This is a genomic window from Micromonospora taraxaci, from assembly GCF_007830095.1.
Lineage (GTDB): Bacteria > Actinomycetota > Actinomycetes > Mycobacteriales > Micromonosporaceae > Micromonospora > Micromonospora taraxaci.
On record NZ_VIWZ01000001.1, the window covers coordinates 5,351,122 to 5,366,730 of the forward strand.

Annotated in this window: 12 protein-coding genes and 1 riboswitch; of the genes, 8 read left to right on the forward strand and 4 right to left on the reverse strand. The window is 72.1% G+C overall.

Translation table 11 applies throughout. The annotated features are described in order from the left end of the window. Window positions 1-15 precede the first annotated feature (15 nt). On the reverse strand, window positions 16-1,146 hold the full coding sequence (corA, locus tag FHU34_RS24190) for a magnesium/cobalt transporter CorA (RefSeq protein ID WP_145784352.1): 1,131 nt from the start codon (window positions 1,144-1,146) through the stop codon (window positions 16-18). Between the two features lie 189 nt (window positions 1,147-1,335). Here corA and FHU34_RS24195 point away from each other — a divergent pair, with 189 nt between their 5' ends. The 5 genes from FHU34_RS24195 (at window position 1,336) to FHU34_RS24210 (ending at window position 6,172) form a co-directional block, all read left to right on the forward strand. Continuing rightward, window positions 1,336-3,276: an amino acid transporter gene (locus FHU34_RS24195; RefSeq protein ID WP_145784354.1), complete on the forward strand. Its 1,941-nt coding sequence runs from the start codon at window positions 1,336-1,338 to the stop codon at window positions 3,274-3,276. Between the two features lie 86 nt (window positions 3,277-3,362). Then, a riboswitch (SAM riboswitch) is annotated at window positions 3,363-3,474 on the forward strand. A 32-nt stretch (window positions 3,475-3,506) separates the two neighbouring features. After that, window positions 3,507-3,647 (forward strand): hypothetical protein, encoded by a 141-nt coding sequence (locus FHU34_RS33110; protein ID WP_167524892.1) that lies wholly within the window; start codon window positions 3,507-3,509, stop codon window positions 3,645-3,647. 102 nt (window positions 3,648-3,749) lie between these two features. After that, complete coding sequence (locus FHU34_RS24200) at window positions 3,750-4,616, forward strand: ABC transporter substrate-binding protein (protein ID WP_145784356.1); 867 nt, start codon at window positions 3,750-3,752, stop codon at window positions 4,614-4,616. A gap of 42 nt (window positions 4,617-4,658) precedes the next feature. Then, window positions 4,659-5,432 carry an amino acid ABC transporter permease gene (locus FHU34_RS24205; RefSeq protein ID WP_145784358.1) on the forward strand — a complete coding sequence of 258 codons (774 nt, stop codon included), beginning with the start codon at window positions 4,659-4,661 and terminating at the stop codon, window positions 5,430-5,432. Next, entirely contained in the window at window positions 5,429-6,172 is a 744-nt protein-coding gene (locus tag FHU34_RS24210; RefSeq protein ID WP_145784360.1) for an amino acid ABC transporter ATP-binding protein, read from the forward strand. The genes FHU34_RS24205 and FHU34_RS24210 overlap by 4 nt, the downstream gene beginning before the upstream one ends. A 21-nt stretch (window positions 6,173-6,193) precedes the next feature. Here FHU34_RS24210 and FHU34_RS24215 read toward each other — a convergent pair whose 3' ends face one another. Both FHU34_RS24215 and FHU34_RS24220 read right to left on the reverse strand, forming a co-directional pair. Further along, window positions 6,194-7,768: a Na+/H+ antiporter gene (locus tag FHU34_RS24215; protein ID WP_208745065.1), complete on the reverse strand. Its 1,575-nt coding sequence runs from the start codon at window positions 7,766-7,768 to the stop codon at window positions 6,194-6,196. A gap of 113 nt (window positions 7,769-7,881) precedes the next feature. Next, complete coding sequence (locus tag FHU34_RS24220) at window positions 7,882-11,184, reverse strand: ATP-binding protein (RefSeq protein WP_145784362.1); 3,303 nt, start codon at window positions 11,182-11,184, stop codon at window positions 7,882-7,884. A 137-nt stretch (window positions 11,185-11,321) separates the two neighbouring features. Here FHU34_RS24220 and FHU34_RS24225 point away from each other — a divergent pair, with 137 nt between their 5' ends. The 3 genes from FHU34_RS24225 (at window position 11,322) to FHU34_RS24235 (ending at window position 13,398) form a co-directional block, all read left to right on the forward strand. After that, window positions 11,322-12,200 (forward strand): alpha/beta fold hydrolase, encoded by an 879-nt coding sequence (locus FHU34_RS24225; RefSeq protein ID WP_145784364.1) that lies wholly within the window; start codon window positions 11,322-11,324, stop codon window positions 12,198-12,200. Between the two features lie 356 nt (window positions 12,201-12,556). Then, the gene (locus tag FHU34_RS24230) at window positions 12,557-13,006 is read left to right on the forward strand and encodes a hypothetical protein (protein ID WP_145784365.1); all 450 of its coding nucleotides are present in this window, start codon (window positions 12,557-12,559) and stop codon (window positions 13,004-13,006) included. Beyond that, window positions 13,006-13,398, forward strand: coding sequence for a hypothetical protein (locus tag FHU34_RS24235; RefSeq protein WP_244311814.1), 393 nt, complete (start codon window positions 13,006-13,008; stop codon window positions 13,396-13,398). The genes FHU34_RS24230 and FHU34_RS24235 overlap by 1 nt, the downstream gene beginning before the upstream one ends. Window positions 13,399-13,440: 42 nt before the next feature. On the opposite strand, the gene FHU34_RS24240 is transcribed toward FHU34_RS24235, so the two are convergent. Next, window positions 13,441-15,609 (reverse strand): hypothetical protein, encoded by a 2,169-nt coding sequence (locus FHU34_RS24240; protein WP_145784369.1) that lies wholly within the window; start codon window positions 15,607-15,609, stop codon window positions 13,441-13,443.

Consider the following 15,609-nt stretch of genomic DNA (forward strand, 5'->3'; position numbering starts at 1 on the left):
TCCTCACCGGGCGGCTCACAGCCAGCCACGCCGCTTGAAGATCAGATAGAGGGTGCCGCAGACCAGCAGCATCAGCAGCAGCGCGAACAGGTAGCCGAAGCGCCAGTGCAACTCCGGCATGTGGACGAAGTTCATGCCGTACACGGTGCCGATGAGCGTGGGAGCGAACAGGATCGCCGCCCAGGACGAGACCTTCTTCAGCTCCTCGTTCTGCGCGTAGCTGGCCGCCGTGAGGCTCCTCATCTCCTCGTTCTGCTGCTGCGAGACGAGTGTCGCGTTGACGGTGAGGATGTTCTGCAACAGGTGCCGGAACCCGTCCACCCGTTCCACCACCTGTGTCAGGTGGTCGGTGACGTCCCGTAGATAGCGGCGCAACTCCTCGTCCGTGTCGGCACTGCCCGCGCCGTCGGCCAGCGCGTCGAGCACCGCGAGCAGGGGTCGCGCGGCGCGCTGGAACTGGATCACCTCGCGGCTCAGGCCGTAGATGCGCCGGCTCGCGTTCGGGTCACCACCGAACACCTGGGTCTCGATCTCGTCGATGTCGTTCTCCAGCCCGGCCACGACCGGCGCGTACCCGTCGACGACCTGGTCGAGGATCGCGTACAGGACCGCCTCGGGGCCCCGGGCGAGCATCTGCGCCTCGACCTCCATGCGCCGCCGCACCGCGGCCAGGTCCGGCGCCTCACCGTGCCGGACGGTGACCACGAAGCCCGGCCCGATGAACAGGTGCAGCTCGGAGAACTCGACCTCCTCCCGGAGGTCGTCGTAGCGGGCGGCGCGCAGCACCACGAACAGGGTCTCCCCGTAGCGTTCCAGCTTGGGTCGCTGGTGGGCGTTGATCGCATCCTCGACCGCCAGGTCGTGCAGGCGGAACTCCCGCGCCAGCGAGGTGATCTGCTCGATGTCGGGCCGGTACAACCCGATCCAGGCCATCGCGCTGTCCTGCTCCTGCAGGCAGCGGTACGTCTCGGCGAGGCCGGACGGGGAGGCGAACCGGTGCCCACGGATGTAGACGGCGCTGTCCACCAGGCCACCGGCGGGCGGGGTGGGCGACTCCGAGGGCGGTGGCACGCCGACCCTGGTCTCGTACTCGTCGAGTTGGCGACCGAAGCCCCCACCCGGGCGGAAGCGACGGCCACCGACCATGCCCTGTCCCCTCCCCGGTGACGCCCGGTCCGGCACAACTCCCGCCACCCCGGGGGCCGCTGCTTCCCCCCTGTCCCGGGCCCGAAACCCGCTGTGGCGCGGGGTGGGTTCCCCGCACCGGCGGACGGGCGCCCCACCTCGGGCGGATACTCACGGTTACCAGGGGCGGGACTGACGGGGGACGCGCCGGTGGAGGTCGACAAGCGCGCGGGCCGGCTGCGGGAGTGGCTGCTGCGTGCCGGCGCCGAGGAGCCCGTGCAGCACCCGGGGCCGCACGGACGTCCACCGGAGCACCGGCACCACCCCTGGTGGAAGGTGATGTGCCTGACCGGTGTCGACTACTTCTCGACACTGGGCTACCAGCCGGGCATCGCGGCGCTCGCCGCCGGGGCGCTGTCCCCGGTGGCGACCCTGGTGCTGGTGCTGGTGACTCTGCTGGGCGCGCTGCCGGTCTACCGACGGGTGGCGGCGGAGAGTCCGCACGGCGAGGGCTCCATCGCGATGCTGGTACGCCTGCTGAGCTACTGGCCGGGCAAGTTGCTGGTGTTGGTGCTGCTCGGTTTCGCGGCCACCGACTTCATCATCACCATCACCCTCTCGGCCGCCGACGCGACCGCGCACATCGACGAGAACCCGTTCTGGCCGAGCGCGCTCAAGGGGTACGAGGTGCCGCTCACGCTACTGCTGGTGGCGCTGCTGGGGGCGGTGTTCCTCAAGGGATTCACCGAGGCCATCGGGATCGCCGTCGTCCTGGTCGCGCTCTACCTGACGCTGAACGCGGTGGTGGTGGCCGACGCGCTGTGGCGGGTGGTGACGCACCCGAGCGCGGTCGAGGACTGGACCACCGCGCTGACCACCGGCCACGGCGATCCGTGGATGGTGGTCGCCCTGTCGCTGTTGGTCTTTCCGAAGCTGGCGCTGGGTCTCTCCGGCTTCGAGACCGGGGTTGCCGTGATGCCGAGCGTGCGGGGCGATCCGCAGGATTCCGAGGCGCGACCGCTGGGCCGCATCCGTGGCGCTCGCCGGCTGCTCACCACCGCCGCCGTGATCATGAGCATCTTCCTGATCACCAGCAGCGTGACGACCACCATCCTGATCCCGCCGGAGGCGTTCCAGCCCGGCGGGCCGGCGAACGGCCGGGCGCTGGCCTACCTGGCGCACGCGCACCTCGGGGAGGTGTTCGGCACCGTCTACGACCTGTCCACCATCGGGATCCTCTGGTTCGCGGGGGCGTCGGCGATGGCCGGGCTGCTCAACCTCGTACCCCGTTATCTGCCCCGCTACGGCATGGCCCCGACCTGGGCACGGGCGGTCCGGCCACTGGTGCTGGTCTTCACGGCGGTGGCGTTCCTGATCACGGTCGTCTTCGAGGCCAGCGTGGACGCGCAGGGCGGGGCGTACGCCACCGGGGTTCTGGTGTTGATCACTTCGGCGGCGACGGCGGTGACCCTCGCTGCGGTGCGGCACCGGCAGCGCGGCCGCACGATTGCGTTCGGCACCATCGCGGTGATCTTCGTCTACACCACACTGGCGAACGTGGTGGAACGCCCCGACGGCGTCAAGATCGCGGCCTGTTTCATCGGCGGGATCATCGTGGTCTCGTTGCTCTCCCGGTTGTCCCGCGCCTTCGAGCTGCGGGTCGACCACGTCGAGCTGGACCCGGTCGCGACCCGGATGATCGACGAGCGCGACGGGCGGCGGATCCGCCTCATCGCGCACGAACCCGACGGCCGGGGCGAGGTGGAGTACCGCGCCAAGCTGGCGCAGACGATGGCGGACAACGACTTCCCCGACGACACCGACGTGCTCTTCGTCGAGGTGCACGTCTGCGACCCGTCGGACTTCGAGACCGAACTGGTGGTGACCGGCAGTCTGGTCGACGGCCGCTTCCCGGTGCTCAGCCTGACCAGCTCAGGGGTGCCCAACGCGCTCGCCGCCCTGCTGCTGGAGATCCGCGACCGGACCCGTCGACGCCCGCACATCTACTTCGAGTGGACCGAGGGCGGCCCGGGTCGCAACGTCCTGCGCTACCTGGCGTTCGGGCAGGGCGAGATCGCCTCGGTCACCCGGGAGATCCTGCGTCGTCACGAGCCCGATCCGCGCCGACGGCCCCACGTGCACGCCGGCTGACGGGAGTGCCGGCCGCCCATCTCCCCTGGTGAGCGTGGTCATAACGACTGGACGACCCACCCGTGCCTGCTGCTAGCCTCGGCGCAGGTCATGAGTGCCAGCGCGAAGCCCCGGCTCGCTGGCCGGCAACCCTCCTCCGCGGTGGGGTGCCCCGGGTGAAGACCAGGCACCGACAGGACGTCGGTGCAAGCGTGGCCTGGCACCCAGGTCAGCACAGACCCGGGAGAACCATGCGCATCCTCAGCACCACTCCACCGACCGACACCGCGGACATCCGCGCCGGTTGGCTCTCGCCGGCACTGACCCGGCGGCGGCACGTGGACATGATGCGAATGTGCAGCGCCGCGTGTCGTCGCGGCACCACGCACTAGCGCAGCCCTCCTCCCGAACCTCCCTCACCGGTACGCCCATCGGGCGCACCGCCGGCGACGCACATCAGTGCGTGCCGGGACGCGACCTTTTCGGAGACACCCGTGCGACTTCTTCCTGCCCTGACCCGTGCCACCGCCCTGGGCGCGGCCGCCGTCCTGGCCGCCACCGCGCTCACCGCCTGCGGCGGCGACAGCTCGTCCGACACCAGCGCCAACCCGTACGGCCTGGCACAGCCGGGCGTGCTGCGGGCCGGCACCCTGACCGACGCCCCGCCGAACGTGTACCTCGAGGACGGCAAGTTCACCGGCTTCGACAACGACCTGCTGACCGCCGTGGCCGGCAAGCTCGGCCTCCGGGTCGAGTTCGTCGGCACCGATTTCTCCGCGTTGCTCTCCCAGGTCAACAACCACAAGTTCGACGTCGGCAGTTCCTCGATCACCATCACCGAGGCGCGGAAGAAGACCGTCGACTTCGGCAACGGCTACGACTTCGGCTACTTCGGCCTGGACGTCCCGGCCGGCTCGCCGATCACCAGCTTCGAGCAGCTCGCCGGCAAGCGGGTCGTGGTGGTGCAGGGCACCGTGCAGGACGACTACGCCACCGGCAAGCAGCTCGACCCGGTGCGGGTGCCGGACTACAACGGCGCGATCAACCAGCTCAAGGCCGGCACCGCCGACGCGTGGATCGCGCCGGCGGAGATCGGCGAGAAGTCGGCCGCCGACAGCAACGGCAAGATCACCGTGGCGGCCAAGCAGCTCAGCCCGGCACCGACCGCGTACGCCGTCGCGAAGGGCGGCGACAAGCTGCGCGAGGCGCTGAACAAGGCTCTCGACGAGGTCATCGCGGACGGCACCTGGAACCGGTTGCAGGCCCAGTACTACCCGGGCCGACCGATCCCGGCGGATTTCAAGCCGGGCAGCGGCGCGGTGGCGGTGTCGACGGCTCCGTCCGCGTCGCCCGCCTCCTGAATACCCGGTGACGAGCGAGCAGGACGGTAGGAGAGGCGACCGATGGATCCGTTGAGCACCCTGTGGGAGACGTTCTTCGACTGGGAGGCGATGGGCGAAGCGCTGCCCGAGATGCTGACCGTCGGGTTGCCGAACACGCTGATCCTGGCGGTCTCCGCCGCCCTGCTCGGCTCGGTGCTGGGCCTGCTGCTGGCCGTCGCCGGGATCTCCCGCAGCCGGTGGTTGCGCTGGCCGGCGCGGGTGTACACCGACGTGTTCCGGGGGCTGCCGGCCGCGGCGACGATCCTGTTGATCGGCGTCGGGCTGGCACCGCTGGGCATGCAGGTCTGGGGACCGGACCCCTACCCGTTGGGGATCCTGGCGCTGTCGCTGATCGCCGCCGCGTACATCGGGGAGATCTTCCGCTCCGGCATCCAGTCGGTGGAGGCCGCCCAGTTGGAGGGCGCCCGCGCGCTCGGCTTCTCCTGGGGCGACGCGATGCGGCTGGTGATCATTCCGCAGGGCATCCGGCGGGTCCTGCCGGCCTGGGTCAACCAGCTCATCGCACTGATCAAGGACTCCAGCCTGGTCTACTTCCTCGGCCTGGTGGCCAGCCAGCGGGAGCTGTTCCGGATCGGGCAGGACTACGCGGCCACTACCGGCAACGAGTCCGCGCTGCTCCTGGCCGGCCTCTTCTACCTGGCGCTGACAGTTCCGCTGACGCACGTCGTCAACTGGATCGACAGGCGGTTGCGTCACGGCCGGCCAGCCGTCGCGCCGACCGACGAGGACGACGACCTCCCGTTGCCCGCCACTGTCCAGGGAGACCGGCGATGACCACCGACACCACCACCTCGGTCAGCCTCGACGTACGAGACGTGCACCTCGCCTTCGGGCCGAACCGGGTGCTGCGCGGCGTCGACCTCACCGTGCCGCGCGGGGGGACGGCCTGCGTGATCGGCCCGTCCGGGTCCGGCAAGTCCACCCTCCTGCGCACCATCAACAGGCTGATCGAGCCGGACCGCGGCGACGTGCTGTTGGACGGGCGCAGCGTGCTGGCCGACGACCCGGACAGCCTGCGGCAGCGGGTCGGCATGGTCTTCCAGCAGTTCAACCTGTTCCCGCACATGAGCGTGCTGCGCAACGTCACCCTCGCGCTGCGCCGACTCCGCAAGCTCGGCGAGGACGAGGCGGAGGCCGTGGCCCGGGCCCAACTGGACCTTGTGGGGTTGGCGGCCAAGGCCGACGCACGCCCGGCGCAGCTCTCCGGCGGTCAGCAGCAGCGGGTGGCGATCGCCCGGGCGCTGGCGCTACGGCCCGAGGTGATGCTCTTCGACGAGGCCACCTCGGCACTCGACCCGGAGCTGGTCAAGGGCGTGCTCGGGGTCATGGCCGACCTGTCCGCCGCGGGCATGACCATGGTGGTGGTCACCCACGAGATGGGCTTCGCCCGGCAGGTCGCCGACACCGTCGCCTTCATGGACCGGGGCGTGGTGCTGGAGGCCGGCCCGCCCGAGGCGGTCTTCGAACGGGCCGAGCATCCTCGGCTCCGCCGGTTCCTGTCCCAGGTGCTCTGAGTCGCGGCGGCACGTCGACTGTCACTCGTTGGGTCCGCGCCCCAGCAGCCGGATCTCCTCGTTGTCCAGGGCGGCCTGGAGCTCCTGAAGCACCAGGTCGTCGATCTCCCGGTTGTCGCGCAGGCGGGTGACCTCCCGACGTTTGTGAGCGAGGACGCGCAGGCGCAGCCGACGTTCGAGGCGGCGCTCCTCGGCGGTGCTCCCTCCGCTCTCGTTGAGGTCCTCCAGGTGCCTCTGGTACTCGGCTCGCAGCCGATGGACCGACTCCTCCTGCGCGCCGACCTCGGCCGCCACCTGGGGCAGAGCGGCGAGGCCCGCCTCGGTGGCCCGCCGCCGGGCATGCCGGGCCTCGTCGACGCGTTCGGGGTCGCCGACCAGTCCCGCCCAGCGCACGACCAGCGGCAGGGTGGTCCCCTGGAGCAGCATGATCAGCACGATCACCAGCGCGGTGACGAAGATGATCAGGTCGCGCTCGATCACCGGTTGACCGGCGACGGTCACCGTTGGTACGGCCAGGGCGGCGGCGAGCGACACCGCGCCCCGGAACCCGGACCAGCCGGCGACGGTTCCCACCCGCCAGGCCGAGGGCCCCTGGCTCGGGTCCATGATCCGGCGACGTCGCAGCCTCGCGATCTGCGAGGTGAGGTAGACGAACAACAGCCGGGTGCCGATGACGACGAGCGTCACCACGAGCACGATCACCAGAGCGCGCTCGGGCGAGGTACTGGTGATGCCCCGCACCGCGCGGGGTATCTGCGTGCCGAGAAGGACGAACAGCCCACCGTTGATGAGGAACGTGGACAGGTCCCAGAACGCGTACGCCAGCACCCGGGACCGGGCGCGGATCACCCGTGGACCGGCGTAGGACAGCACCAGACCGGCGACCACCACCGCCAGCACACCGCTGGCGTGCACGGCGTCGGCCAGCAGGAACGCGGCGAACGGCGTGAGCACGCTCAGCGCGCCCTCCCGAAGCGGGTCGTCGAGCCGTTTGCGGACCAGCACCACGGCCGCCCCCACCAGCACACCGGCCAGTACGCCGCCGACGCTGGCGCCGACGAATTCCTCGCCGACGCCCAGCACGCCCGGGTCCGCGCTGTGGACGAGCAGACCCACGGCCACCGCGAAGACCACCAGGGCGGTGCCGTCGTTGATCAGACTCTCGGCGTGCAGTGTGGTGAGCAGCTTTCGGGGCAGCCGTTTCGCGAGCCCGGTGACCGCCGCGGCGTCGGTCGGGGCGAGGACGGCGCCGAGCACCCAGGCGGCGGCGGGGTTCACCCCGAACGCCTGCGCGGTGAACGACACAGTGGCCATGGTGAGGACCACCAGCACCACGGCGAGCGACCCGATCACCGGGAGGTTGGCCCGGATCTCGCGCAGACTGATGGTGAGGCTCTCCCGGTACAGGATCGCCGGTAGGAAGATCAGCAGCACCAGGTCGGGTTCCAGGGTCACCTCGGACAGCGGAGGCGTCAGGCCGAGCAGCACCCCGAACGCGATGAGCAGGACCGGCGGGGCCACCCGGTACCGTCCGCCGAGCGTGGTGCCGATCAGGACGGTGACGCCCAGCACCACGATCATGACGAGCGCCTGCACGGCGTACCCCCTCGATCGTCGCCGGCGGCGGACGCGCCGGTCATCCCATCTGACCGCACCCACCGACGGGTTCCGAGGAAAATCGGCAAGTCGCCGTGGACGGCGAACGGCGATCAGCGGGCGGGGGTGGCGGTCCGGGCCCGGGCGCTGACCGCGCGGGCGACCCGGCGATGCGCAGCCGACTCCTCCTCGCGGCCCAGTGCGCCGGCCAGGGCGGCGAGGTGCCCGGCCACCGGGCCGACGGTGAGCACGCCGCTGCCGGCAGCCAGTTCCTCCGCCGCCGGCAACAGTTCGGCGTGGACCCGTTCCATCGTGGCCCGGTCACCGAGGGCACGCGCCGCCCGACCGACGAGGCAGAGGCGCACCTCCCTCAGAAGATCGTGCGGCCCTCCCGGAAGTGCCCGCACGGCCGCTGCCGCAGCGTCCCGGTCGCCGTCGGCGAGCAGCAGCAACGGCCGGACCCACGGCTCGTGCGGCCCCCAGTCCGTACCCGCCCAGCCCAGGCCGGGAAGCGGCTGGTCGAGACCGTCGGTCCCGTCGTCGACGGATTCGGCCAGCCGCAGGCCGAGCAGCGCGAGCGGGAGCAGCCCACGGGTCAGGCCCGGCATACCGTCCGCGGGCAGGTGGCGGGCCGCCGCGTGGAAGGCGTCCGCCGCCGAGGCCGCCTCGCCGTCGAGAGCCAGGCGCAGAGCGGCGAACCACCTGGTGAACACCGCGACCAACGGCAGCTCGTACCGCTCGGCGAGGCGGTCGGCGGCACGGGCGTGCTCGTCGGCTGCGGGCCGGTTGGCCAGCGCGCAGTACGCCTGGACCAGCACGAGGTGGCCGAGCACCTCGAAGGTCACCAACTGGTGCCGAGCGGCCAGGTCGACCAATTCGCGACCGATGCGGGCCCGGTCACCGGCCAGGCCGACGCGCTGGAAGGTGTGCATGAAGCGGGCGTTGAGCGCGAAGGCCAGCAACCCGGGGTCGCCGACCGTCCGGGCGAGGGTCTCGGCCTCGTACGCCGCCCGGCGACCACTGTCGGTGGTGGTGCCGCGCAGCTCCAGCGCAAGGGTGCTCAGGAGTCGGCTGCGCCGCGCCGAGCCGGTCGGGCCGAGAGCGCTCAAGGCCTGCTCGGCGGCTCGGACGATGTGCCCGGAGAGCCTGTCGTCGTCGTTGCGCGTCCAGATGGCGGGTACGTCGAAGCCGGCCAGCACCTCCTCGATCAGCAGCGGATCACCGACCGACTCGGCGGCGGCGATCGCCTCGGCACGTCGCCCTCTCGCCTCGGCCAGCCGCCCGGTCACGGCCAACGCGCGCCCCAGACCGAGCAGTGCGGTCAACCGCTCACGCTGCTCGACGCCGCCAGCCCGGTCGTACGCCTCGATCACCTGCCGCCACAGGCGGGCCGCCTCGTGCGGGTTGCCGCCACGTTCGGCCTGCTCGGCAGCCGTGCGGGCGTACGCCCCGGCGCGACCGGCAGCCACCCGTCCACCGGCGCTGAGCAGGTGGTGCGCGATCGCGGCGGGCTCGACCGGATCTCGTTGTCGCAGCGCTTCGGCGATCGTCGCGTGCCAGGCGGCACGACGCGGTGTGGACAGGTCGGCGTAGAGCGTGTCGCGGACCAGGATGTGGGTGAAGCGCAGCTGACCGTCGGGCTCCCGCTCGGCGAGGAAACCGGCCTGCAGGGCGCGGTCGACGGCGTCCAGCACGACTGCGTGGTCGCCCGCGAGGGAGGTGAGGATCTCCAGGTCGAGGTCCCGGCCGAGCACGGCGGCCTGCCGCAGCACGGTGCGCGTCGGCGTGGGTAGCTGCGCCAGCCGGTGCCGGATCACGTCGCGCACCCCGGGCGGCACCGAGGCCAGTGCGGTCTCCCCCTCGCTCGCGTACAGCTGGGCCAGCTCGCGGACGAAGAACGGGTTGCCTCCGCTGCGGTCGTGGATCAACTGGGCGGTGCTCGGGGCGAGTGCCGCGCCGACGACGGCGCGGGCCAACTCACCCGTCGCCGACGCGGAGAGGCCGGCCAGGTACTCCCGGGTCGGTTCCAGCCCGGCGACGCGGGCCAGTGCGGCGGTCAGCTCCGGACTGATCTCGGTGGCCCGGTAGGTGCCGAGAACGAGCACCGGCCCGGTGGCCGGGTGTGGACCGGTGAGCAGGGCGGTCAGTAGGTCCAGGGTGTCACCGTCGGCGCGGTGCAGGTCGTCGAGGACCACGAGCAGCGGCCCCCGGTCGGCGACCGCCGCGATCAACGACGCCACCGCCCGGTGCCGACGGAATCGCCCACCGGCGGGGTCGCCCGGTTCGTCGGTCGGACCGGGGGCCTCCACCAGTCCGGTGAGCGCGTCGGTGACCTGGGTCCACGGCCAGGCCGGCGGGGCTCCCTCGTACTCCGGGCTGCGTCCCCACGTCGTGGTCCAGCCCTCGTCGGCGAGCTGCCGGGCCACCGTCTCGGCCATCGCGGTCTTTCCGGCACCCGGGTCGCCGCCGAGGAGCGCGAGGGTGGGCGTGCGGCGTCGGCGCGTGGCGTCGGCGGCGTGCCGTAGGCGGTCCAGCTCCACTGCCCGGCCGACGAACGGACGCCGCCGCGCCGGCCCCGGTGCTGCGGGCTCCCGGTGGCGGGGAGTGGCAGCGTCATCGAGGACCGGGGTGAGATGCGGCGCCTGGGCCAGGACGTCGGCTTCCAGCCTCTGCAACTCGGGCCCGGGGTCCACGCCCAGTTGCGTCACCAGGACGTCGCGCGCCTCGCGAAGCGCAGCGAGGGCGTCCCCCTGCCGACCGGCGCGGTACCGGGCCACCGCGAGCAACCGCCAGGCGTCCTCCCGCAGCGGATGGCTGGCCAGGTGAGCCGGCAGGTCGGCGGCGGCTTCGTCCGGCCGGCCCAGTGCCAGCAGCGCCTCCGCCCGCCGCTCGACGGCCAGCATGCGCAACTCGTCCAGGCGGTTGATCTCCGCCGCCGCCCAGATCTCGTTCGCGCAGTCCGCGTACGCGGGGCCCCGCCAGAGCCGGAGTGCCTCGTCCAGGGCGGTCAGGGCCTGCGCGGGACGACCCGCCGCGAGAAGTGGACCCGCCTCGCCGACGGCTGCCTCGAACCGGCCGGCGTCCACCGCGTCCGGGGCGACCCGCAGCACGTACCCCGGTGGCTCGGTGACCAGGATCCGGGGCGGCTGTCGGGGTGGCCGGTCGGGCTCCAGTGCCCGGCGCAGGTCGGCGACGAAGGTCCGGATCGCGCCCACCGCGCCGTCCGGCGCGTCCTCCCACAGGTCGTCGACCAGGCGCCGCACCGGCACCACCCGCCCGTGGGCGATCAACAGCCGGGCCAGCACCAGGCGCTGCCGGTGCCCGCGCAGCGGTGCCGGGCCACGCTCGGTGACGGCGGTCACCGGCCCGAGGACGCCGAAGGTCACCGCGTCCGGTGCGGTCGGCTGCCTGGTCATGGCACCAATCTAGGCGAGGGCCGGCCGGCGCTGATCCGACGCTGACCGCTTGCTGATCAGTGCGGAGAAGGCTCGACGACGTACGACGACGTGGGGCCACCGCCCCCGCCGGCACTGCTCACCAGAGAGGTTCTCCCGTGGACCCCAGGATCAACGGATTCGACTACCGGCGCGTGACCGTCGCCGACGGTGTGACGCTCAACGTCGCCGTCGGCGGATCCGGACCCGCTGTCGTGCTGCTGCACGGTTTCCCGCAGACCCACCTCATGTGGCGGCACGTCGCGGCCGACCTGGCCGCCGACCACACCGTCATCTGCCCCGACCTGCGCGGCTACGGGGACAGCGACAAGCCCGTCGACACCGACGGCACCGGGTACGCCAAGCGGACCATGGCCGCCGACGTCGTGGCGCTGGCCGGCGCGCTCGGTCACGAACGGTTCGCGCTGGCCGGCCACGACCGGGGTGCGCTGGTCGCCTTCCGCGCCGGCCTGGACCACCCGACGGCGATCAGCCGGCTGGCGTTGCTCGACGTGGTGCCCACCCTGGACATGTGGGAGGTGCTGCACGGCACCTCGGCGGCGGTCGCGTTCCACCTGTACCTCATGGCGCAGCCACCCGGACTGCCCGAGGAGTTGATCGGTGGGAGCCCGGACGCCTTCTTCGGCCACTTCCTGGACGTCTGGACCCGTGATCCGGAGGCGCTACCGGCGGACGTGCGGGCGGCCTACCTGCGTGCGTCCCGTAGCGCGGTCACCTCGATCGTCGCCGACTACCGGGCGTCGGCCGGCATCGACGTGGACCACGACAGCGCCGACCGGGCGGCCGGCAACCAGCTCCGCATGCCGGTGACAGTGCTCCAGCAGGACTGGGGGGCCGCGCTGGGCTATGACGCGGCCGGGGTGTGGCGGGCCTGGGCGCCCGACCTGGAGCACCGGACGGTCACCTCTGGGCACTTCATGGCGGAGGAGGCACCGGCCGAGGTGGTCCGGGCGCTGCGGGCCCTGCTCGACCGCTGACCGATCGGAGGCCCGACCGCACCGCCGTCACGCTCGGTAAAATATTTGACACTCCTGGTCACCGAGCTGGCGGTGCGGTCGACACGCCGCGTTCCCTCCGCGCGGTACGCCGAAAACAGTCCATACCCGCCTCTGACCTGCGGTAATGCGACGTGACACGCAGTGGACGACAACCGGCCGTCGGTGATACACAGGCAGATACCGGCAGCCAACGACGTCGAGTCGCTCCATCTCCTCGCCTTACGACCGTCCATCCGCACCGCAACCAGCGTCGGCATGCCGCTCCACAGTCGCGAGCGGACGGCACCGGCCCGTTGGGCCGCTGCGGAAGGCCGTTCCTCGACCAAGGAGTTGCCGTGGGAACCCTCCGTATCCGATCCCGACACCAACCGTACGAGATCGCTGTCCTGATCGCGGCACCCGTGTGTGGCGTTCTGATGATGACCCTCGACGTCCGGCCGACCTCTGTGCAGACGGCCATGCCCGGGCCCATCCAGGTCGCCTGGGAGCTGGGGCTGATCGCGGTGGGTGTGGGCGGGTTGCTGGGCATCCTGTGGCCCGGCCGGCTCTCCACCGGGCTCGGCCTCGAACTCGCGTCGGTCCTGGTGCTCGGCACGATCACCGGCATGTACGCGGTGGCCCTGGTGGCCATGTCGGGTCGACAATCCCTCGTCGCGACGTCGTTCGTCATGGCGGTGACGGTCGGGTCGCTCTGGCGGGCCGCGCAGATCACCGTCGACCTGCGCCGCCTGGCCCGGGCTTGCGAGGTTGTGAGTTACGAACCCCTGCAGGTAGGTGTCACGTGATGACCTCCCCGGCGCCGGCCGCACCGCACTGGGTGCAGCTGGCGCTCAGTGTGCTCGGCATCGTCGGCGGAAGCACCGGTCTCGCCGCGATCGCCACAGTGGTGGTGCAGCGCGGCAAGTTCAGGGCCGACGCCGCCGACACCCTCACCGAGGCCGCTCTCACCCTGGTGCAGCCGTTGCAGACGCGGATCACCCAGTTGGAGGGCGAGGCGCTCACCGCACGATCCGAGCTGGGCGTGCTCCGCGAGCAGGTCAACCAGTTGCAGTTCGTGGTCCGGGTACTCACCCGGACGTTGGACCGCTGGCGGGCCGCTATCCGTGCCCCAGACGCCACCCTGCGGAAGGTCCGCGCGATGGTGGCGGAGACCGACCGTTCGCCCGAGGATCCCTGAGCCGCATCGAGTCCACGCACTGCCGCCCGTGGTCAGGAGGCCTCAGCCAGAACGACGGAGGCGGCCCACGAGCTCGCTCACCGCCGCCCGGAACTCGGGGTCGGACTCGCCCGGGTGGTGACCCCGCATCGGCGGCGGACGGCGCTCCCCCGGCGCTGGCAGCAGGTCCGACGGATCCCGCAACCGCCGGTCGACCCGGCCGGCCGGATCGGTCGGGTCCGGAGGTGGATCACCGGGCCGGTGGGCGGCGAAGATCCAGCCACCGATGGGGTCGGTGTCCCGCCACAGGTTGAGCCATCGCCACTCGACCCGCTCCCCGACCTGCCGCAGCACCTCCTCGTTCAGGTAGGCGGGGAAGATCCGGGCGTACAGGCGGTCCAGCGGCGATCCATAGGTGAGCAGCGCGACCCGCGCACGGACGCGCGGAGGCAGCCGCAGCACAGCGAGAGCGAGCAACGCGGACCCGTGGCTGTGCCCACAGAGCAGCACCCCGTCGTGCCGCTCGGTCAGTTGGGTGATCCTGTGCGCCAGCTCCGGTACCGCCCGGTCGGCGTAGCTCGGAGGCGCGAAAGGGTGCGCGGCCCGGGGCCAGAAGGTGCCCAGGTCCCACAGGATGCCGACGTGCCGGCGGAACCACGGCGTCCGGTAGGCGAACACCCCACCCAGGAGCAGGGCGATCACCGCCGCCGCCGCGAAGTAGCTACCCAGGGCAAGCCCCATGCCGACCACTCCGACCGGAAGCCCGAGAAACCGCGTCGCCAGTTCGTCGGGTGTCAGGTCGAACAGCCGCAACAGGCCTGCGGCAAGTCCGATAAGCGTGAGCGTCGCCCACGCGACGGCGAGCAGTCCCACCCACTCGACGAACCGCGCGCGGGCGACCGCATTCGTCACCTGACGCAGCCGCCCGACGCCCTCCGGTGTCACCGTCGAGAAGTCGCGGGCCGTGACCGCTGCGGCAGCGCGGCGACGGCGTCGCCGAGTCGTCAGGGTCAACGCGACGCACACCAGGACACCGACGGTGACGTGCAGGAAGAACGCCAGGAGCGTCCACTGGTACGGCACCGGCGGCCCGCCGTCGCCGCGGTAGCCGTCCAGCAGGTTCCCGCTCTGGTAGACGAGGTTGGCGGAGAACGCTCCGGCGAGGCCGACCGCGAAGGCCGCGACCACCGCCGAGCCCAACCCCCGCGACAACGCACGGCGACGGTCCCCACGGCCGTGGTGCCACAGCACCAGCGCACTCAGCGACACCAGCAGGATCATCTCTCCGAGCAGCGCCCAGGTCGCGATGGTGTCGTAGCCGGGCAGGGCGGCCGCCGAGGGCCAGGCCCGCTCGTCCAGGACGATGGCGGCGAGGGTGGCCGCGGTCAGGCCGACGGCCACCGCGCGTAGCGTCCCGGCGGTCCGGGTGACCATCCACGTCATTGCCGCCCGATCGAGCAGGCCGGGCACGACGAGCAGTCCGGCGCAGCCCAGCAGCACCGCGAGGCTGAGCGTCAGCAGCAGGGCGGTCACGGCAGTCGCGCCGCCTGATACTCGGGCGGCGAGCAGTATCAGATCGAGCATGGCGAGCGCGGCGGCCACGTGGATCGCCCGCAACCGACCCACCAGCGGCTCGACGGCCCACAGGGGTTTGCCGGCCGGGCGGGGCCGTCGGGTGCCGAGCAACCGGAGGAACGCGACGGCGGCGATCGGCAGGAGCGACAGGACTGCCAGCCGCAACCCGACCTGACGCCCGTCGAGCCCGCCCACCGCGTCGAACGGGCCCCTGCAGCGCGTCGCGCCGAGACACCGCCAGGCGAGCAGGTCGAGGGCGACTCCGGCGGTGGACACCACGTACAGCACTGTGAGGTCAAGCGCGAGGAGCCGGCACAGCATGGTGACCCAGGCGCCGCTGCGGCGGGCCGTGGGCCGCATCCACACCGCCAGGTTGCTGAGCATGAACGGCAGCAGGAGGACCAGGGAGAGGGTCCGGGCCACGGTGCCCGAGGGCAGATCACCCCAGCGGTACGCCTCGAGCGTCACCCCGTCCGGGCCGCCGCCGTCGGACCGTTCGGCGCGGTGGAAGCCCCCGCTGTCGTCGCCGGCGACCTGCCGGGCCGGCCCCTGACCGAGAATGATTCCGGGCTCCGCCCCGGACACACCGTGCACCCGCAACTCCACCACGTCGCGCACACGCGGTGGGTCGCCGTGCTGCCCTGTTTCCTCTGCCAT